The following is a 20,555-nucleotide window of genomic DNA, read 5'->3' as shown; positions in this document are numbered from 1 at the left end:
GGCGGTTTTTGAGGCACACTTCCTATGGCGCGAGCATTGGCTAGCGACGCATCCACGCGGCGCGGCGATAAGGAGTCAGAACTTGAGGCAGGCACGGCCCCGTCAGGCCTGACCCTGCGCACTCTGACCAGTTCGTTCCGCAGCAGCCTCAATCGCTCCGACGGCGTCATGCGCCGCCTCATTCCAGGCCTTGCCATCGTTTTCATCATCGTCCTGGCCCTGTTCCGTGCCGGCGAGCTGGCTGGCGACTATTCCGAGACGCAGAGTACAGCCGAGACAACGCTTAGCCTGATGGCAAGCGTTGTTGCCGGTGGACTGATGTCTTCGGAAGAAACCCTGCCCGAGACCGGCTACCGAACGACACTGAAACGCATTCTCGCCGACAGCCTGCCGGCCGGAGCGACCAGCCAGGGCCGGATTTTCCTGGTCACGGACAACGCCGGTACGATCGTCGCCTCGGCACCCATCCAGCCTTCGCTTGAAAGCCGCCCCATCAGCGATCTGCTCGCCCCTTCCCAGCCGCTGACCGTGTTCGGAGCGCGGGCCGGAGTGCTTTCGGTGCCGGTCGTCTTTTCAACCGGGGGCGACAGCGAGCAATCGCTTGCCACGGTGCACCACCTGGACGGCCAGCTCGGCATGATCGCCGTGCTGCAGCCGGAAAGCGCCGTCTATGCAGACTGGCGTGATGACCTGTCGGCCAACGTGACCCTTTTTGTCGGCACCTCGCTTGTGCTGCTTGCGGTTATCTATGGCTTCTTCAGCCAGGCCAGCCGCGCGGAGACGGCCGACGACATGTATGCGGCAACGCGTGGACGCATCGACACGGCGCTCACCCACGGCCGTTGCGGCCTCTTTGACTGGGACCTTTCCCGCGGCCGCATGTTCTGGTCGTCCTCTCTTTATGAGTTGCTAGGACGGGAACCCAAGGACGATATCCTGAGCTTTGCAGACGTCTCGGACATCACCCACCCGGATGACATCGACCTGCTCGGCCTGGCCGAACACCTTCTGGAAAGCGGCGAGACCCTGGTCGACGAAACCTTTCGCATGCGCCACGCAGACGGCAGCTGGATCTGGCTGCGCGCCCGCGGTGAAATCCAGTCGGAAACCGGCCGCGCCGAACCGCATCTGATCGGGATCTGCATTGACATCACCGAGCAGCATGAGCTTGCAGAGCAAAGCCGCATGGCGGACCTGCGGCTCCGGGACGCGATCGAAACCATCTCGGAGGCTTTCGTACTTTGGAATGCCCGCAACGAGCTGGTGATCTGCAACTCCAACTATCAGTCTCTGCACAGTCTGCCGAATGCCGTGATCAAGTCCGGCACCCCCTACAAAGACGTGATGGCCGCTGCCGCCAACGCTGAAGTCGCCCCGCAGCCCGTCACTGTGCGTCAGCGCGGCGGTGCACCGGAAGGATCCTATGAAGCGCAGCTGGAAGACGGCCGCTGGCTGCAGATTTCAGAACGGCGTACAAAGGACGGCGGCTTCGTCTCTGTCGGCACCGACATCACGGCACTGAAAAAACACGAAGAAAAACTGATGGAGTCGGAGAAGCGGCTGAAAGCCACCGTGTCCGACCTGCAGAAGTCCCGCCAGACCCTGGAAATCCAGGCCCGCCAGCTTGTCGAAATGGCCGACAAGTACCAGGAAGAAAAAACCCGCGCAGAAGCCGCCAACCAGGCCAAATCCGAATTCCTGGCCAATATCTCCCACGAGCTCAGAACACCGCTCAACGCCATTATCGGCTTTTCCGACATCATGACCCAGGAAATGTTCGGGCCGCTCGGCACCAACCGCTATGCCGATTACTGCAAGGACATCTATTCTTCCGGCACCTATCTCCTGAACGTGATCAACGACATTCTCGACATGTCCAAGATCGAAGCCGGACGCATGTCCATCGAAACGGAGACGGTCAGCGCCGCGGCTGCAGCCGACGATGCCAGCCGGATCGTGACGGGGGCAGCCACGGAAAAGAACATTACGGTGATTGCGAAGGTCGCCGACACTCTCATGGTTCAGGCCGACAAGCGCGCCCTGAAGCAGATCCTGCTCAATCTTCTTGCCAATGCCGTCAAGTTCACACCGGACAACGGCACGGTCACCCTGACGGCCAGCCCGCGCGGCGACAAACTGCGCTTTGAGGTCAACGATACCGGCATCGGGATCTCGGAACGAGACATCGAGCGGCTTGCCCAGCCATTTGTGCAGGTCGAAAACCAGTTCACCAAGACCCATCAGGGTTCCGGACTGGGCCTTGCGATTGCCCGCTCCCTGGTGGAGTTGCATGGCGGCAAGCTGACCATTGAATCGAAGGTCAAGAAGGGCACGTCCGTGAGTTTCACGCTGCCTCTGTCGGATACCAAGTGATGGCGACCTACAGAATTCCAGCTTGAGATAGCGCCTGCAAACCGGTTGGCCCGGCAGGAAAGACCTCGTTCGACACGAGGTGCAAGGCGACAGGAAACTGTCCGGTTTTCAGAGATTTGCAGCAGCGCTGGCGGGCACAGTCACCTGATCCTGAAGGGCACAACGGCCACGACGTGCATCCCCAAACCGCATTGCCAGAACAAATTACCTGACTGTCGCGCTTTTTCTTGCAGTTTTTCGTGGTTTTCTGTGCCACTTCAGTGAAAGAGGCGCGTCCAGCCCCTACGAGGTCTCCACGACCTCGACTTCTCCAATCAATCGCACAAATGTCTGCCGCACTTTGCCCTGCAACTCCGCCAGCTCAACCTCCAGCCGGGAAAAAGTCGGGCTGCCGGAAGCCTGAACCAGCAAATCGAGCACGCCACCAGGGGCTTCTGCCGGCACGAATTTTCCGGAGAGCGTCAACCGCAGAACCTGGGTCAGGCGGTGGTAGAGCCGCAGCGCTTCCAGAAGCAGTTCGGCATCATCGAGCGGCAGCAGGCCGGCGTCCCGGGATTGTTCCAGAGCCCGTTCCGTCCCCTGGGCAAGTATGGCCGGATTGTCATGGGCGTTCGCCAGCTGCAGGAACTGGGCGATGAATTCTATGTCCACCAGGCCGCCGGGGATCTGCTTCAGGTCCCAGATATCCCTGGTGCCTTTTTCCTTCTCGATTTTCGCACGCATGGACCGGACATCGTCGGCAAGCTTGGCCCTGTCGCGCTGCTGAACCAGCGTGCCGCAGATACTGTCGTAGATCTTCTGGGCAAATTCCGGTGTGGTGCAGGCAATCACCCGCGCCCGTGTCAGCGCCATGTGTTCCCAGGTCCAGGCCTCGTTTTTCTGGTAGGAGATGAAGCCGTCCAGGTTGGTGGCGAGCGGCCCCGCGTTGCCGGAGGGGCGCAGGCGGAAATCAACCTCGTAAAGCAGCCCCTCGGCCGTCGGCGCAGACAGGGCCGTCACCAGGCGCTGTGTCAATCGGGTATAGTATTGCGTGATCGCAAGCGGCCTTTTCCCGTCCGACTGTTTGACCTCTTCGGGCGCCTCATAGAGCAGGATCAGATCCAGATCGGACGCGGCCGTCATTTCACGGCCCCCGAGCTTGCCCATGGCCAGAACCGCGACATTGCCCCCCGGCACCAGGCCGTGGCTTTCGGCAACATGTGCAATCACCTGCGAAAGCAGACGATCCACGACAACTTCTGCCAGCCGGGCCAGCGCAAAGCCGACACGATCAGCCGACAGGGTGTCGGATATGAGCCTCAAGCCGATGAGAAACTGCTGTTCCTGAGTGAATATCCGGGCCCGATCGAGCGCTTCTTCATAGAAACGGGACTGGGACAGGGTTCTGTCGATCCCATGCCGGAATTCCTGGACGCTCGGCATTGCGCCGAAGAAGGCGGGATCGAGAACCGCATCCAGCACATGGACTCGTTTCGACACTGTCTCGGCCATGCGCGGCGCAGCGCCCATCGTCGTTGCGAGCAAGGTGAGCAGCTGCGGATTGGATCGCAACAGCGAAAACAGCTGCACCCCGGCCGGCAATTTCGACAGGAACCCGTCAAACGCCCTGAGGGCCGCATCCGCGTTGTCGGTTGCCGCCAGGGCTCCGATCAGCGACGGGTGCATCTCCGTCAGCCGTTCGCGGGCCTTGGTCGAGCGCGTACAGGGATATCTCCCGAAATGCCAGGACTTGACGATAGCAGCCGCTTCGGCCGGCTGCTTGAAGCCGAGCCGCGCCAGTGTTTCCAGGGTGCCGGGGTCATGGTCATCCCCCGTGAACACGAGATTGCCGAGCTCTGAAGAGAGGCCCGGCTCGTCCTCGAAGAGTTCGGCATAATGATGCTGGACCTTTCGCAGGTGGTCGAGAAACGCGGCTTCAAAAGCCTCCAGGCTGTCAAATCCCATCAGCGAGGCGATCCGGGTCAGGCCGGCTTCATCCTTGGGCAACAATTGTGTCTGCTCGTCATTGAGCATCTGGATGCGGTGCTCCACATCCCGCAGGAACTTGTAGGCCGCCGCCATGTCGTCGCGCGTGCGTGCCCGGATCCAGTCGGCTTCACACAAGGCTTCCAGCATCTCGAGCGTGCGCCGCCCCCGCAGCGCCGGATTGCGTCCCCCCGCAATCAGCTGCTGGGTCTGGACAAAAAACTCCACTTCCCGAATGCCGCCGCGGCCCAGCTTCACATTATGACCGGCGACCGCGATGGTGCCATGGCCCTTGTGCATATGGATCTGGCGCTTGATCGACTGGACATCGGCAATGGCGGCGAAATCCAGATATTTGCGCCAGATGAACGGGGCGATTTCACGCAGAAAATCCTCGCCTGCGGGCAGATCACCGGCACAGGGCCGAGCCTTGATCAGGGCCGCCCGTTCCCAGTTCTGTCCAAGGGATTCGTAATAGACAAGCGCAGCAGGCACGGACATGGCGAGCGGCGTTGCCCCAGGATCAGGCCTGAGCCGGAGATCCGTCCGGAAAACGTAGCCGTCCTCGGTCCGGTCCTGCATGATCTTCACCAGGCGCCGTGTCAGGCGCACAAATTCAACGGGTGCTTCCGCCGACCCGGCCATCGGTGCCTTGGCCGGGTCGTAGAGCACGATCAGGTCGATGTCCGATGAGTAGTTCAGTTCATTGGCGCCGTGTTTGCCCATGGCAAGCACAATCAGACCGCTGTCGACTTCCGGCGCCTCCGGATCCCTGGGGGCAAACTTGTTGCGGCGGGCCAGATCCGTGAGGCAGAAGCGGATGGCCGCCGTCAGGGCTGCGTCGGCAAACCCGGCGAGCGCATTGGTCACCCGGTTCAGGCCGATCGCGCCGCAGATGTCTGCCAGGCCGAGTGTCAGCGCCAGATCGTGTTTCAGGTGCCGCAGGTTGCGCATGATGCCGGCTTCATCTTCGGCACGGGCGCTTTGCGCGTCTTCCAGAAGCCGCTTCAGCCGGGTTTCCGGCGCTTCCTGCAACAGGTCAAGCAGCCGCTCCGGGTCTGCCAGCATCAGGTCACGCAAATAGGGGGAGTTGCCAATGATGCCCGACAGAAACCCTTCCAGGTCGGGCTTGGACTGCATCAGGGCCTTCAGCCCCGCACCGGCACTTTCGTGATCCAGCAGATCCTTCAGGAAGAGCTGGGCACGCTCCGGGTCAGGGGCAACCGGGACAACAGCGATCCGGTCGGCGAGAATGCCCGCACCGCCGTCATCGCTGTTCCGGGTCTCCGGTGATGCCGCCTTGTTCATGCCCGCTCCTGCTGCTGGCCGGTGTCACCGGCTTGAGATCGACACGGGCGCTCAGGCCCTGTGCCTCATTCTTGAAGCGCAAGTCTCCCCCATGCAAGCGGGCAACCGCCTTGACGAGGCTCAATCCAAGGCCTGTTCCAGGTTCCGAACGGCTTTCTTCCAGACGGACGAACCGCTCCAGTACACGGCTCATGTCCTTGTCCGGGATGCCAGGCCCGTTGTCGCTGACGGCGACGATGACCCTGCCCTCCTCTTCCAGGGCGGTCAGCCGGATTACAAGTTCGCCGTCGGCCGGACGGCCATATTTCAGGGCATTTTCGATGAGATTGACCAGCACCTGGCTGATCAGGTCGCGGTTGCATTCGGCCTGCAGTCCCTCCGGAACGCCTGTCTCCAGCCGTCCGCCTTCATCTTCGACCAGCGGCTCGTACAGTTCTGCAATTTCGCCCAGCAGCCGGCTCAGGTCGGTTGCTTCCATCACCGACCCGGGCGCCATCGATTCTATCCGGGCAATGTGCAGAAGCGCGTTGAAGATGCGCAGCAGCTGGTCGGATTCGTCGAGCGTTGCTTCCAGCGCGGTGCGATAGCCTTCTTCGCCACTGGTTTCACGCAGTGCGGTTTCAATCCGCGTCTGCAAACGCGTCAGCGGCGTCTTCAGATCGTGGGCAATGTTGTCGGTCACATCCTTCATCGACTGCATCAGCAACTCGATGCGATCGAGCATGGCGTTGAGGCTGACGGCCAACCGGTCGAATTCGTCATTGGTGCCGGCAATCGACAGGCGTCCTGACAGATCTCCCTGCATGATGGTCTGGCTGGTGGCGGAAATGTCGTCAATGCGCTTCATCACCCGCCGGCTGACAAAGAGCCAGGTAATAGCCGCCATCACGATCACCACGATGAGCCAGAGCCGCAACGCATTGCCGAGCAGGTTGGAAAAGCGCAACTGGTCACCGAGGTCACGGCCGACCAGAAGACGAAAGCCGCCGCGCAATTCAAACGTGCGCACCATGGCCTGGCGTTCGACGTCTTCTGAATCCTGACCGAGCCGCGTATAGCGCACCCGGCGCAATCCGCCGTCGGCTTCTTCCAGAACCGTTGTCGGCAGACGGGCAATGTTGCCGACCAGGGCGTTGCCGGCAAAATCCGTCAGAAGATAGAGACTGGCATCCGGATGCCGGGATCGCCGGTCGATGGTCTCGACCAGGTCCCGCACCCCGCCGCGCACATAGACGTCGGCGAGGCCCTTGAGTTCGGAATCGACGGACTGGACCACCTGTTCGGACATTAGATGGTCGGTGTTTTCCGCGACATAGACAAGCAGAAAGCCGGACATCACCGTAAAAACGGCGATGTACAGCAGGGACAGCTTGAACGCTGTCGTTCGGATGAACCTAGTGAGCCGCGTCACGGATCGTGTATCCGGCTCCCCGGATTGTGTGCAGGAGCGGTGTCTCGAAACCCTTGTCGATCTTGCCGCGCAGACGCGAAATGTGAACGTCGATCACATTGGTTTGCGGATCGAAATGATACTCCCAGACATTCTCCAGAAGCATGGTGCGCGTGACCACCTGACCGGCATGCTGCATCAGGTATTCCAGAAGGCGGAATTCCCGCGGCTGCAGCGGAATGTCGATCTCGCCGCGGCGGCAGGAATGCGCCATCCGGTCCAGGGTCAGATCGCCGACCTTGTAGGTGGTCTCGATCTGGTTTGCCGATTTCGGGCGCCGGGCCAGGGCTTCCACCCGCGCCTGAAGCTCCGTAAAGGCGTAGGGCTTGGGCAGGTAGTCGTCGCCACCGGCCTTCAGACCCTTCACGCGGTCATCAACCTGACCGAGTGCCGACAGGATCAGCACTGGCGTGTGATTGTCGTCCCTGCGCAGCTCCTGGATGACCGAAAGGCCATCAAGTTTCGGCAGCATGCGGTCGACGATGAGAATGTCGTAACTGCTGTCGAGCGCCATTTGCAGGCCGGTCTGGCCGTCGCCGGCCTGATCAGCGGTGTGGCCGAGTTCGCTCAGTCCCTTGACGAGGTAGCTGGCAGCTTCCGGATCATCTTCAATGACAAGAATCTTCAACATGTAACCCTTTTACCTTGAGTTGCGTTCTAGGGCCAATCGACATTCCTGCAAGAATTAATGTCCGATACTCGGCTGTTTCAAATAGGCTGGCGGCGGCGATGGATGTGGGACGCCGCCGCCAGTCTGTCAGGGTTTGGGGCAAAACCCTTGGTCTATCCATTTGGAAGGCGGACAGAACCTTGGCGATGACCGGCCCGTCGGGGTTTGGGGGCAGAGGGCAGGCCGGTCACGCCGCACAGTTTCCGGTCCGGGCTGAACCGGAGACTGATCAGGCAAGGTTCATGGGCAGTGCCACGAACCGGGTGGTGTTGTTGCTCTCGATGCGGAACAGCACGGCCTTGCGGCCATCTTCTTCCGCCTTCTCGAGTGCTTTCATGACGTCGGCCGGGCTGTTCACCTTCATGCCGGCAACTTCCAGGATGACGTCACCATTGCTCAGGCGTTTCTCCGCCGCCGGGCTGTCCGGATCGATATCGGCAATCACGACACCCTCGCCGTCCAGACCGGCATCCGCCTTGGTGGTCAGTACCAGGCCGAGTTCATCCAGACTGGTCTTGACGTCTTCGGCTGCAGGCTGGACGGCAGCCGCCTGTTCCTGGTCCTGCAGACGGCCCAGGGTGACGGAAATGTCCTGCTCCTCACCATCGCGCCAGACGGTGATGTCGACCTTGGTATCGGGCGAATAGGCGGCAATGATCTTGGACAGGTCGCGCGGACCATCCACATTGGTGCCGTCGACCGCCAGAATGGTGTCGCCTGAGCGCAGGCCAGCCTTCTGAGCCGGGCTGTTTTCCTGCGCTTCCGCGACGATGGCGCCGCGGGCCTCCTCAAGGCCAAGGCTCTCCGCGATGTCGGCCGAAACGTTCTGAATCTGAACGCCAAGCCAACCGCGGACGACCTTACCGTCATCCTTCAGCTCCATGATCACGTCCTGGGCGGTGGAGGCCGGGATCGCGAAGGCGATGCCGACATTGCCGCCGGACGGCGAGAAGATGGCGGCGTTCACGCCGATCACTTCACCGTTCATGTTGAAGGCCGGACCGCCGGAATTGCCGCGGTTGACCGGGGCATCGATCTGGATGAAGTCGTCATAGGGACCGGCGCCGATGTCGCGGCCTCGGGCCGAAACGATGCCTGCGGTCACAGAACCGCCGAGGCCGAACGGATTGCCGATGGCGACGGTCCATTCGCCGACTTCCGGAGCATCATCAGCAAAGTCCACATAGGTGAAGGTCTTGTCGCTGTCGATCTTCAGCAGCGCAAGGTCCGTACGCTTGTCCGCACCGATCAGCCTTGCGTCATATTCGTCACCATTCTGGTCGATGACCGTGAATTCGGTTCCCTTGTCGATGACATGGTGGTTGGTGACCACATATCCGTCCCCGGTGATGAAGAACCCGGAGCCCTGGGACAGGCCGTACTGACGCGGCTGGCGGCGCTGCTGGTCGCCATTTTCGCCCTGTCCGCCAAAGTCGCGGAAGAAGCGTTCGAACGGGTGGCCATTCGGCAGGCCCTTGAAGAAGTCTTCAAACCCGTCCTTGCCGCCGAAATTCATCATGCGCGGCTCGGCAGCCTGTTTCACCTGCACGCTGACCACGGCCGGGCTGACGGTGCGCACGACATCGGAGAAATCCGCGGGAGCTGCCGCTTCGACACGGACCGGCTCGGCAAACGCCATCTGGCTGGGGACCATGGTCTGGGCGGTCAACAGACCGGCTGCGCCAAGTGCGACCACTCCTGCCAGCAATTTGGCGCGGCGAGACCGCAAAGGAGAGACAGAGCGTCGGTTTTCCATATTATCTTCCTCTATCGACTTTCGAACTGAAGGCCATTTTCTTGAAACGCACAGGGGGACTCGCGTTCCAGGTTCGAGGAAGAAAGTAGGTGACCCAGCCTTACAGGCGCCTGTCGGTCAGATTAAGGATTTGTAAGATTGACCTTTCCCCCAGTCAGGCGGCGGGAAAGCGCTTTGGCGTATCGCCAGACCGCCATTTCGGCCATTTGGGCATGACCGATTGAAACAGATCCGAGGCCTCGAACGCCTCCAGCCAGGCGCGCGTTGCGGTCCAGTTTTCCTGGTCAAACCAGCTGCGATCCGCGTTTGCGAACTGGCGCACGAAGGGCAGGATCGCAAAGTCGGCCAGGGAGGCCCTCGCCCCAAACAGCCAGGGCTGTCCCTGGAGGCGCGCTTCAAGCAAGCGGACAAACTCCGATGCCAGGGCCCGCTCCTGAGCGCGGTCTGCATCGGTATAGCGCGTGTCATACTTGTAGCGGTCGAGATGACGCTTGAAAGGACCGTCGCATTCGCCGACGAGATCAAGCGCCGCTTCCGGGCTTTCAAGTTCAGGCTGCAGCCAGCCGTCGGGATCCGATTTCCTGAGCGCCCAGATCATGATGTCGAGACTTTCATCGAGCACGGTATCGCCTGTTTTCAGGCAGGGCACCGTCGCCGAGGGGGACGTTTCCAGAAATTCCGGAGCCTTGTCCCGCAATACGATCTCGCGCAGTTCCACGGCTTCACCGGCCACGGCAATGGCCAGTCGGGCCCGAATGGCATAGGGACAACGGCGGAAGGAATACAGGATTGGCAGCTCGCTCATGCCCGTCACATGACGCAAGGACGCAAACACGTCAACACGGGGCCTATGCCGTGGTGTCAACAATCCGATAACCATCTTTCACCGGTTGTAAAGAAAATTTGGCGAAACTCCGGGCAATAAGGTAGCCCAATGACCGACTCTCTTCTTCAGCTTGCCAAGAAAAGTTCGACGGAAAAAAAGCACGAGCTCGCGGAGCACGTCACCGGTCTGCTGACTGCCCGCGCAGACGATGCCGGGTCCGAAGAAGCTCATCTTCTCAACAACATGCTCGAAGGCGTCTACGATTCCCTGGCCCACGAGGCCAAGGTGAAGATGTCGTCTGAGCTGGCCGAAGTCGATGCCACTTCCGCAAAGTTGGCAGCCGCCATGGCGAGCGACGAATTGCCGATCGCGCAAGCCATCCTCGAACGTTCGAAGTCTCTGACGGAGGCTGATCTCAAGAAAATCGCCGAAACAAAGGATCAGGGTTACCTGCTCGCGCTGGCGAAACGCGATCACGTCAGCAAGGACCTCAGCAGCATCCTGATCAAGCGTGGCGGAACGGAAGTCAAGCATGCGGTAGCCGCGAACCTGGGCGCCGAGATCACGATGCCGGTGTTCGAATCCCTGGTCAAGGACATGCCCAAGCAGCTGGGCGACCGTATCCGGCACCTGCGCAAATCGAATGAAGAACTGATCGAAGACCTGTTCAAGGATGACGGCGAGATTGCAGCTGGAACAGAGCTGGAAAAACGTCCCTCCAAGATCAGCCCCAAGGCCTGGGTCATGGGCATCCGCATGGGCAAGGCAACCCTGAACAAGGCCGTCTACCAGCTGGCACTGGAACACAATCTCCTCGATGTTGTTGCGTTGCTGTCCTTCTTCTCCGGCCTGGAGATGAAATACGTTCACAATCTGATGGTTCGGTACGATTCAACCGGCATCGCGACGGTATGCCGGGCATCGGGCATCGGTGCGATGGAGTTCCAGGCGATCTGCAAGGAACGCTGCAAGCATCTGAAGTTTCCCGAAAGCACCGGCAGCAAGTGGCTGACAAACTATCACATGCTGGACGACACCGACGCCCGCCGTCTCCTTGCGCTGATGAAGATGAAACTCAAGGCGGCCAAACAGGAAGAGGCGGCCTGAGTTTCGGACCTTCCGGGCCTTGTCCACACTCCCTGCCAGAACCGGTGCCATCGACACTCAAGAACGACCGCTTTCGGCCAGCCAGAACCGCATTCCGGTAGAGTAAAACCGCAACCACTACCAGTAATTATCCAGCCAACTTTCCACACCTGTAATTTATATCAATACTCTACAAGATTAATCCAATTTTTCAATCGCGCTTTAGACACTTGTAAACTGTCTCTGAGGTAGGTCTATGCATACAAAAACGGACGGCCTCAAATGATCAATGACCTTCTAAGTCTTGCACAGGACAGCACCCCGGAAAAACGTCATCAACTGGTGGAGCATGTGACAGAACTTTTTGTCACCGGCGCCGACAGTTACCAGACGGAAGAGATCACGCTCTTCAACACGGTGCTGGAAGGCATGCTCCCGACAATGGAGCCGGAGCAGAAAAAAACGATCTCGGAGCAGCTCGCTCCGATCGACAGCACGTCCAACAAGGTCGCTTATGAACTGGCCCGGGAAGAGATCGATATCGCCCGGCCGATGCTGACATCGTCCAATGCTCTCAAGACCGAGGACATCCTGCGACTTGCCAAGACAATGGGCCAGGGACACCTGCTCGCCATTTCCAAACGCAAGCATCTGGAATCCAATGTCACCGACGTGTTGCTGGAGCGCGGAGAAAGCCCGGTCAAGCAATCGGTCGCAGCCAATGACGGCGCCCAGATCTCGGATTGGGGGTCACGATTGCTGATCAAACTGGCCGAGCGCGACGAGAAGATCCGCGACGCCATGATGGAACGGGCCGACGTCACCGAATCCGACTATGACAGGCTGATCGAGCAGATGCCGTCCCAGCAGCAGGCCAAGATCCGCCAGATGCGCAAGGACAATGAGGACCTGATCAACGACCTGTTCCACAAGGCCAGCAAGGTTGTTGCCAGTTCCAAGCTGGAGCGCAAGGCCACCCGGATCAACGCCAAGGCGACGTTGAAGGAAATCCGGGCCGGTCAGCGTACGCTCGGCAAGGCGATTACCCAGCTGGCCCTTTCCAACAACCTGTTTGACATCTGTTTCCTCCTATCAGAGATGGCCGGCCTTGAACAGAAATACGTGACCAATGTCATGGTCCGATACGATTCCACCGGTGTTGCCGTCCTGTGCCGTGCCATGGGCGTTGAAAACAGCGACTATCATGCCCTTTGCAAGGCGCGCGCCATGCACAACAAGCAGCCGCAATCAACCGCCGAGAACTGGGCCAACGATTACCAGTCCCTGTCGGACCGGGACGCACGTCGCCTGCTCTCCTTCATGAAGATCCGTCTGCAGACCCTGGAAACCCAGGCGGCCTGAGACCGCCTGCTTTCAGTCTTCAGGTGGCCGGGCCTACTTCCCGCGTCACAACGGCGGCACCGGTCTCAAGCGTCCTGTGCACCGGACATTTGTCAGCGATTTCCAGCATCCGGGTTCTTGTGGCCTCGTCAAGATCCCCCTCCAGCGTGATCAGCCGCTCGAACCGGTCTATCCGTCCACCCTTTTCCTTCAATTCGTCCGTGCAATCGGCGGCATGAACCTTGCCATGCAGGACCTGCGTGCCGATCCGGTCGACCTGAAGCCCTTTCCGGTCCGCATACATGCGCAAGGTCATGACCGTACAGGCCCCAAGCGCTGCCGACAGGAAACCGTAGGGCGACAAGCCACTATCGAGGCCGCCATAATCCACTGGTTCATCCGCAAGCAACCGGTGCCCACCGCAGGCGACCATCGCCTGGAATTTCCCCTGCCCCGTCTCGACAACATCGACGCCTGCCTTTTCCGCTTTGTCTCCTCCTGACGCTTCTTCATCCAGGTATCCGCTTGCCCAGCCGGCGATCACGCGGGCTGCATAGGCGGCATCCACACCTCGCGACAGAAGGTGATCGGCCTTGTCCAGGGACACGAAACTTTTCGGATGTTTGGCCGCGACGAAGATATTGGTCGCGTTGTCGATCCCGACCGTATCATCCAGCGGCGCATGCATGACCAGAAGAGCCTTGCCAAGACGGGCAACCTTGTCACGAACCGACTGCTGTTCCAGATCGTCCAGGAATTCCTTGCGAATGGTGAAGGAGCGACCGGCCAGGTCGACTTCGCCAGCCCCGTCGCGACGGATCGCGTCCTCGGCTCCCTTGAAGTTATGGATCACATGATCGGCGTCGGACGGTGCGCCAATCGTGACAACGGCGCGCGCTTCCGGGATCTCGCTTGCTACAGACAGGACTGCGGCACCGCCGAGGGAATGTCCGATCAGCAGCTGTGGCGCCTGGAAGTTCTGCCGCAGGAAGTCCGCGGCCCGCTTCAGGTCTTCCACATTGGAGGAAAAGCCGGTGGACGAAAAATCACCACCACTGCCGCCGAGGCCGGTGAAATCGAACCTCAAGACCGCTATGCCTTCTGCGGCCAGCGCACCGGCGATGTGCCTTGCCGCCGGGATGTCCTTGGAACAGGTGAAACAGTGCGCAAAGAGTGCGAAGGCCCGGACCTTGCCGGCCGGAAGATCCAGCCGGGCTGCGAGCCTGGCGCCGTGAGCGCCATCGAATTCCAGTTTCTGCGGGCGATTTGCCATCTTCAATCCCTCCAGCTTCTGCTTGGCCAGAGGTAAGCATGAGGGCAAGTCATGCAAGTCACGCCTTGGTGTGAACACTGTGACCACAGCTCGTGGACGAAGCCAGAGCAAGGTGCTGGCGTCAGTCGTCCTTGTCCAGAAGGGCCTGCAAGCGGTGTTCTTCTTCCTCGGAAAGTTTTGCCACCGGTTCCGACTGCGCCCCTGCCAGGCGGGCCGAGCGTCCGCGCAGCGCCATGAAAATGGCTATCAATCCCGCAATCAGTGCCAGTGGCCCTGCGGCCCAAAGCACCAGCGTATGCCAGGCAAATCTCGGTTTGAGCAGCACGAATTCGCCGTACCGCGACACGAGGTAGTCGATCACCTGGCCATCGCTGTCACCAGCCACGAGCCGTTCACGCACAAGGACCCGCAGATCCTTGGCCAGAGGCGCATCGCTGTCGTCGATCGACTGGTTCTGGCAGACCATGCAGCGCAACTCGGCCGACAATGCCCTGGCACGTGCTTCAAGTGCCGGATCATCCAGAATTTCGTCCGGGGCCACCGCCAGTGCGGGTGACGCAACCAGGCCAAACGCAAGGATCAGACAGGAAAGGAAAGAACGGAACATGGTCTACTCCGCGGCTGCCGGCGATGCCTGCCGCTTGCGCGCCGGTTTCGGCGCCCCGATCCTCAAACGCCGGTCGGCCATGGAGAAAACCGCGCCAAGCGACATGATCACGCAGCCGATCCAGATGAGGGTGATCAGGGGCTTGTAGTAGACCCGCACGTCTACAGCGCCGTCTCCCCGGCTCTCGCCCAGAGACAGGTAGAGCTGAGAGAACCCGACCGTGTGAATGCCGGCTTCCGTGGTCGGCATCTGCCGCGCCGTGTAGACGCGCTTGGACGGATCGAGTTCCGCGACCACCGTTCCGCCCTGCCGGATGGTGAAATGGCCGACCTCTTCGGTGTAGTTCGGCCCTCGCCTCGGCGCTGCACCGTCGAAGGTGAACTGGTAGCCCGCCACCTTAACCGTTTCGCCCGGGCGCATCGTCAGCACCTGCTCTTCCTGGAAGGCCGAAGCGGTGACAATGCCGAGCACGGTGACTCCAACACCGAAATGGGCGACAGCCGTGCCCCAGGCGGAGCCTGGCAGACCGACCAGCCGGGCGACCCCGCGCTTCGGACCGATCTCGAAGAACTTGACGCGAGTGATGATCTCCGAAACGGCACCCGCCATGACCCAGACACCCAGACCGACACCCAGCGGCGCGAGCACCATGTCGAGCCCCCAGGCCCAGAAGGCAACCAGCGTCATCACGAGCGCAAGACCTAAGGCCGCGTAGAGCCGTTGGCAGGCAGCTGCCAGATCACCGCGTTTCCAGGACAGCACCGGCCCGAAGGGGATGGCCAGCAGAAGCGGCACCATCAGCGGACCGAAAGTCAGATTGAAGAACGGCGCACCGACCGAGATTTTTTCTCCGGTGATGGCATCGAGCACAAGCGGATAGAGCGTGCCGACAAAAACCGCTGCGCAGGCCGCCGTCAGAAACAGGTTGTTCAGGACCAGGCCGCCTTCACGGCTGATCGGCGCAAACAGCCCCCCCTGCTTGAGAAGCGGTGCCCGCCAGGCGTAAAGCGACAGGGACCCGCCGATGAAGAGGCAGAGCAACGCCAGGATGAACACACCGCGCGCCGGATCGGTGGCAAAGGCATGCACGGAAGTCAGGACACCGGAGCGCACGAGGAACGTGCCGAGCAGCGACAGCGAGAAGGTGAAAATCGCCAGAAGCACGGTCCAGACCTTGAGTGCTTCGCGTTTTTCCATGACGATCGCCGAATGGAGAAGTGCGGTGCCGGAAAGCCAGGGCATGAAGCTGGCGTTTTCAACCGGATCCCAGAACCACCAGCCACCCCAGCCGAGTTCGTAATAGGCCCAGTAGGAGCCCATGGCGATGCCGAGGGTCAGGAAACACCAGGCGAGCAACGTCCACGGCCGGACCCACCGCGCCCAGGCGGCATCAATGCGCCCCAGAATAAGCGCCGCCACCGCAAAGGAGAATGTGATCGAAAAGCCGACATAGCCGACATAGAGCAACGGCGGATGGATCGCGAGGCCGATGTCCTGCAGGATCGGATTGAGGTCCGCCCCCTCAAGCGGCGGATTGGCAATCCGGTTGAACGGGTTCGAAGTGGCCAGCAGGAACAGGAGGAAGCCGGCCGTGACCCAGGCCTGCACAGACAAGGTCACCGCCCTGAGATCTGCAGGCAAGTTGCGACCGAAGGCGCCGACCAGTGCCGCGAAGAAGACCAGGATGAGCACCCAGAGCAGCATCGAGCCTTCGTGGTTTCCCCAAACGCCGGTAAACTTGTAGATGAGCGGCTTTGCCGAATGCGAGTTCTCAACCACATTCTGGACCGAAAAGTCGGAATTGAGATAAGCGGCCGTCAGCGCGACGAAGGACAGAAGCACAAGGAAGAACATTGTCACGGAGACAGGTGGCGCGATCGCCATCAGCCGGTCGTCCTTCGACAACGCGCCCCAAAGGGGCAGAACGGACTGGACCAGCGCCAGGGCAAATGCCAGCACCAGAGCGTAGTGACCGAACTCGACAATCATGCGCGTCCCTCAATTCCCCTGCAAGCAGTCTAAAGCCTTAATTAGCGGTCTCTTCGCCGCCCTGCCAGTGCCCTTGATCCTTGAGCGCTTCGGCAACTTCCTTGGGCATGTAGTTTTCGTCGTGCTTGGCAAGGACGCTGTCGGCGACAAACACCCCATCAGGCCCGATGATGCCCTCGGTTACAACGCCCTGCCCCTCGCGGAACAGGTCCGGAAGGATGCCCTTGTAGGTGACGGCCACTGCGTTGGCGGTGTCCGTGACCCGAAACCGAACTTCCGCATTGTCCGAACGCACGACCGACCCTTCCTCGACCAGCCCGCCAAGCCGGATCCGCTGGCCATCAGGGATCGCCTGTTGCGTGATATCGGTGGGGCTCTGGAAAAACACGATCTGATCATTGAGGGCAAACAGGATCAGGCCCAGCGCAACCGCCAGAACCGCACCGGCAGACCCGATAAGTGTCAAACGTCTTTGCTTGCGTGTCATTTTTCAAACCGTCCGAAATTCAATCCTGACGCCCCGGTACTTGCACCCGTCCGGCTCGTCTTCAAGAGCCAGATAACCCGAGCTGACCAGCCGCGTCCTTGATCACCGACAATTGCTCCGGGCTTTCTTTGTAGGCTGCTAGAGCCTTCGCAAGGGCCGCTTCGGCTTCCGGCTTGTTGCCCAACACCATATAGGCGTTGATCAGGCGGTTCCATTCCTCCACTGAGCCGCCGTCACTGTCGAGACGCGACGCAAGACCATCGACCATGTTCATGATCATGGCCTGGCGGTCTTCCGCTGTCATGTCGCCGGCCGCGGCGATGTCTTCCCGCGAAGAGCCAGGTCGGCTCTCCCCTTCCGGTCCCTGCCAGGTGAGTGCAGCCAGTTCCTGGCGCGCTGCCGGCACCCAGATTTCCGTTTCATCCGCGCCCTCGAGCAAGGCCTGCCAGGCCGCCACAGCGTCTTCCTTGCGGCCTTCCTGGCCAAGCGCAATGGCAAGGAAGAAGCGGGGTTTCACAGCGGTTGGCTCGAGCTCCACAGCCTGTTCAAACGCCCGGCGCGCGTCCGCAGTCACCAGACCGCGGTTCGCAATCGTGATCGCCTCGCCCATGTCGGTCAGCCAGTCCTGCCGGGGTCCCAGCAGACGCAATGCGTTGGCATAGGCATTTGCCGACGCTTCCGGTTGTCCGCGCCTGAGGTAAACGGGCGCAATGACAGCCCATCCCTGGCCGTCTTCCGGATCGTTCGCAAGATGTCTTTCAACGCGCGCCACCAGCACGTCGACTGACTGGCCTTCCGCAGGAGCGGACAAACGCGCCTGCAGCGGCTGGTCGGGCTCGCCGGGAGAACCGAGAAACAGATACAGGCCACAGGCGGCAACCGGGAGAACAAGGAGCGCCACGCCCTGTGCCGCTCTCAGGCGTGCACCTTGATGAGATTGCCGGGGTTCGTCTGCCGCGCGCTGGTTTGCAGCCAAAAGCCGACGGGCTGTTTCGGTTCGCGCAGCTTCCGCAGTCTCGGCATCAATGAAGCCGCGCTCAAGTTCCGTTTCGATGGCGTTCAGCTGGTCGCGATAGACCGCCTCGTCCGCCTTTGCTGCCTCGGCAGTGTGCTGGCGGCCGCTCCGCGCCAGCGGCACCAGAACCGAGAGGGCGGCCAGAGCCGTCAGACATGCTATCAGAATCCAAAATACCATGAGCGCACTATAGAACGCTCAATGACGGCAAAAGCAAGAAGGCTATGATGTGACCGGCGGTCGCGGCTGCGTTTGTCCGCCCTAACGGCGCCCGAGGGCGTTCGCCACCAGTTTGCGTTCCGGATTGGAAACTGTTTCCGCGGCCCCCTTGTTGGCCTTGGACACTGCCGACTGCCGGCTTCTGCGAAGCTGGGCCGCATATTCATCGCCGAAATAGATTTCAGACAACAGAATCGCGACGTCCGCGGCGGCCATCTGGGCCTCCATCTGCGGTCCGCGGGCCTTGCCGATATCCGTGATCAGCGAACGTGTCAGGATTTCGAGTGTCTGTTCAACGGCCTGACGCGTCCGCTTGCCGATCTCGTTCACCGCGAAGGTCTCGGAAGCATTGCGCACCATTGTGACCACCCGCAGGGCTCTGACCGCGTCGTCAATTGCGACCTGATCTTTCTGAAGCGTACCGTTCTTGTCGAACTTCGGCACTTGCAGGGCCCGGCGAACGCTGCCATGCGCACTGTTGAGCTCACGCGTGACAACATTAGAAATGCTGCGCTTGGTCTCCGCAAGCTGCTTGTGCCACTTGCCGGTGACCGACAGATCCATGTCGCGTTCCACGCCCCTGACAAGCAGGTGGTATTCCGACAGGGCCTGGGAAAAGGCAACCGGATCCGGATTGTGATTGCGATGTTCCAGCGCAAGGATCTGCAACCGCTCCGCTTCACTCATTACCACATCGACGAACGGCGCGAATTGCGAGTTCGCGATGGCTTTCGGGTCGCTGTCGCCGTTGAGACGACCGGCAAAGGCACACAGGGCCGACGGCGCGTCGGCACGTTCCACAAGAGCAGCGGCGACGACAGGGACATGGTCTGGAAAGCGTGTCGAACACTTGTCGACCAGACGCAGGACATCCGTGTCCCGTTTCAGCCTGTGTTCGTTGATCCGCTCCGGAATGGTCTGCAGAAACGGCACCAGCCAGCGTTCCGCCGCGAAGATCTTCTGAATGTCCTTCAGCTCCGCCATGCCGCGGGCTCCACCCAGCTCGGCGGCAATCCGGCGATGTTCCTTTTCCGAGACTTCGGCCCGATGCAGCTTTTCGCCAATGGCTTCCACTGCGCGCGTCCGCAGGGCCTGAACCAGCGCGTCGATGCGCTCACCGCTGACAGAGGCGTTGCCGGCCTGCTCGAGAACGATGCGCACATCGGCAGCCATGACGTCCCTGCCGAGCCATTTCCAGACACGGTCGAGCATACCGCGGTAAATGCGCCCTTCCTGGCGGTGAGGCAGCATTTCGTTGATGAGGAAATCGTCGAGCGGCGCAAAGAACATGCGCTGGATCTGGCCGCGCCGCTGGTCCCCACCCGGCAAATCGGGTGTGACCGGCTGCGGCTTGCGCAACAGGGTGACGGCCGCCGACAGGATCAGCTGAATATGCGGGTCGGCGTCCTTTTGAACCTTTGCCCGCTCAAGGTTACGAACCAGGGCCTCAACCGCTTTTGGGCTCAGGCTGCTCAGGTAGTTCTTCAGTTTTGTTTCAAGCTGGTCCGAATAGGTCATTCACAGCGTCAACATCGCGATCGATAACCCGGCAATATTAACGCTGTAACACTTAAACAAGTGTTGAGAAAAAATGCAGAGATTTGAATGACCTTTGAATGATCAGGCGTCTGCTCAGCCAATCACTTGCCAGTTGCCACGTTCTGTTTCGCAAGCGGCGCCCCGCGCCTTGAGGACCCGGCCGTTCAGCACCATTTCATGGGTAAATTCTCGGCAGCTGGTGTCATTGACAAAATAGACCGGCCCCGGCCTGACCTGCCCGCTGCGCCCGGTGCGCTCGTTCTGCCAGGCGACGGACACACCGACACCCCGTGCACGCAGCGCCCGGTCCTGTGCCGCTTCGGCAGCCTTGCGGTCCGAAGGGTCCAGCGCGTCGCCGAACTCGTTGTTCACAAGCACCGATATCGCTGTGTTCGCTTCGGTTCCGGACACATTTGCATTGGGGTCGCCAAAAAAGGATCCCCAGCCGCCCGCATCCCTCGAACCGGATGTCATCGAACAACCGGCAAGGATCGTGGCAAGAGCAACACATGTGGCACCGCGCAATGGCATGCTGAACAGCTCCCAATGGGTGTTTGGACCGGCGATGCCGGTGGGTGAATCAGTGATATTTTCAATTTGTGGCCGAACTTGGCCACAACCTAGCCTTTATTCCTGTGATCTGCGTCACAT

Annotated in this window: 15 protein-coding genes; 3 read left to right on the top strand and 12 right to left on the bottom strand. The window is 60.6% G+C overall.

The window, feature by feature from the left end:
* Positions 1-24 precede the first annotated feature (24 nt).
* The gene (locus CHH27_RS00980) at positions 25-2,373 is read left to right on the top strand and encodes a PAS domain-containing sensor histidine kinase (RefSeq protein WP_094069914.1); all 2,349 of its coding nucleotides are present in this window, start codon (positions 25-27) and stop codon (positions 2,371-2,373) included.
* A 282-nt stretch (positions 2,374-2,655) separates the two neighbouring features.
* Here CHH27_RS00980 and CHH27_RS00975 read toward each other — a convergent pair whose 3' ends face one another.
* The 5 genes from CHH27_RS00975 to CHH27_RS00955 all read right to left on the bottom strand — a co-directional run bounded on the left by CHH27_RS00975 (position 2,656) and on the right by CHH27_RS00955 (position 10,327).
* A complete protein-coding gene (locus tag CHH27_RS00975; protein ID WP_094069913.1) occupies positions 2,656-5,646 on the bottom strand; it encodes a bifunctional [glutamine synthetase] adenylyltransferase/[glutamine synthetase]-adenylyl-L-tyrosine phosphorylase in 2,991 nt (996 codons plus the stop codon).
* Positions 5,606-7,057, bottom strand: coding sequence for a HAMP domain-containing sensor histidine kinase (locus CHH27_RS00970; protein WP_094069912.1), 1,452 nt, complete (start codon positions 7,055-7,057; stop codon positions 5,606-5,608). The genes CHH27_RS00975 and CHH27_RS00970 overlap by 41 nt, the downstream gene beginning before the upstream one ends.
* Positions 7,041-7,727, bottom strand: a complete 687-nt coding sequence (locus CHH27_RS00965) for a response regulator transcription factor (RefSeq protein WP_305773790.1) — start codon at positions 7,725-7,727, stop codon at positions 7,041-7,043. Before CHH27_RS00965 ends, CHH27_RS00970 begins: the two co-directional genes overlap by 17 nt.
* 268 nt (positions 7,728-7,995) lie before the next feature.
* A complete protein-coding gene (locus tag CHH27_RS00960) occupies positions 7,996-9,522 on the bottom strand; it encodes a Do family serine endopeptidase (RefSeq protein ID WP_094069911.1) in 1,527 nt (508 codons plus the stop codon).
* A gap of 154 nt (positions 9,523-9,676) precedes the next feature.
* Positions 9,677-10,327, bottom strand: a complete 651-nt coding sequence (locus CHH27_RS00955; RefSeq protein ID WP_094069910.1) for a glutathione S-transferase — start codon at positions 10,325-10,327, stop codon at positions 9,677-9,679.
* Between the two features lie 129 nt (positions 10,328-10,456).
* On the opposite strand from CHH27_RS00955, the gene CHH27_RS00950 reads away from it, so the two are divergent.
* Positions 10,457-11,455, top strand: a complete 999-nt coding sequence (locus CHH27_RS00950) for a DUF2336 domain-containing protein (protein ID WP_094069909.1) — start codon at positions 10,457-10,459, stop codon at positions 11,453-11,455.
* Between the two features lie 261 nt (positions 11,456-11,716).
* Positions 11,717-12,796 (top strand): DUF2336 domain-containing protein, encoded by a 1,080-nt coding sequence (locus CHH27_RS00945; protein WP_094069908.1) that lies wholly within the window; start codon positions 11,717-11,719, stop codon positions 12,794-12,796.
* A 19-nt stretch (positions 12,797-12,815) separates the two neighbouring features.
* Here CHH27_RS00945 and CHH27_RS00940 read toward each other — a convergent pair whose 3' ends face one another.
* The 7 genes from CHH27_RS00940 to CHH27_RS00910 all read right to left on the bottom strand — a co-directional run bounded on the left by CHH27_RS00940 (position 12,816) and on the right by CHH27_RS00910 (position 20,435).
* Positions 12,816-14,048: a bifunctional alpha/beta hydrolase/OsmC family protein gene (locus tag CHH27_RS00940; RefSeq protein WP_094069907.1), complete on the bottom strand. Its 1,233-nt coding sequence runs from the start codon at positions 14,046-14,048 to the stop codon at positions 12,816-12,818.
* 121 nt (positions 14,049-14,169) lie between these two features.
* Positions 14,170-14,655: a cytochrome c-type biogenesis protein gene (locus CHH27_RS00935; RefSeq protein WP_094069906.1), complete on the bottom strand. Its 486-nt coding sequence runs from the start codon at positions 14,653-14,655 to the stop codon at positions 14,170-14,172.
* A 3-nt stretch (positions 14,656-14,658) separates the two neighbouring features.
* Positions 14,659-16,644, bottom strand: coding sequence for a heme lyase CcmF/NrfE family subunit (locus tag CHH27_RS00930; RefSeq protein ID WP_094069905.1), 1,986 nt, complete (start codon positions 16,642-16,644; stop codon positions 14,659-14,661).
* Positions 16,645-16,681: 37 nt separating this feature from the next.
* Positions 16,682-17,131, bottom strand: a complete 450-nt coding sequence (gene ccmE, locus CHH27_RS00925; RefSeq protein ID WP_094069904.1) for a cytochrome c maturation protein CcmE — start codon at positions 17,129-17,131, stop codon at positions 16,682-16,684.
* Positions 17,132-17,192: 61 nt separating this feature from the next.
* Positions 17,193-18,326, bottom strand: coding sequence for a c-type cytochrome biogenesis protein CcmI (ccmI, locus tag CHH27_RS00920; RefSeq protein ID WP_094069903.1), 1,134 nt, complete (start codon positions 18,324-18,326; stop codon positions 17,193-17,195).
* 81 nt (positions 18,327-18,407) lie between these two features.
* A complete protein-coding gene (locus tag CHH27_RS00915; protein WP_094069902.1) occupies positions 18,408-19,883 on the bottom strand; it encodes a hypothetical protein in 1,476 nt (491 codons plus the stop codon).
* A gap of 114 nt (positions 19,884-19,997) precedes the next feature.
* Positions 19,998-20,435 (bottom strand): RT0821/Lpp0805 family surface protein, encoded by a 438-nt coding sequence (locus tag CHH27_RS00910; protein WP_094069901.1) that lies wholly within the window; start codon positions 20,433-20,435, stop codon positions 19,998-20,000.
* Positions 20,436-20,555: the final 120 nt, after the last annotated feature.

Origin of the sequence: Labrenzia sp. VG12, from assembly GCF_002237595.1 — a bacterium.
GTDB lineage: Bacteria > Pseudomonadota > Alphaproteobacteria > Rhizobiales > Stappiaceae > Roseibium.
Note: the sequence above shows the minus strand (reverse complement) of the source record. Positions and strands in the feature narration are given on the sequence as shown.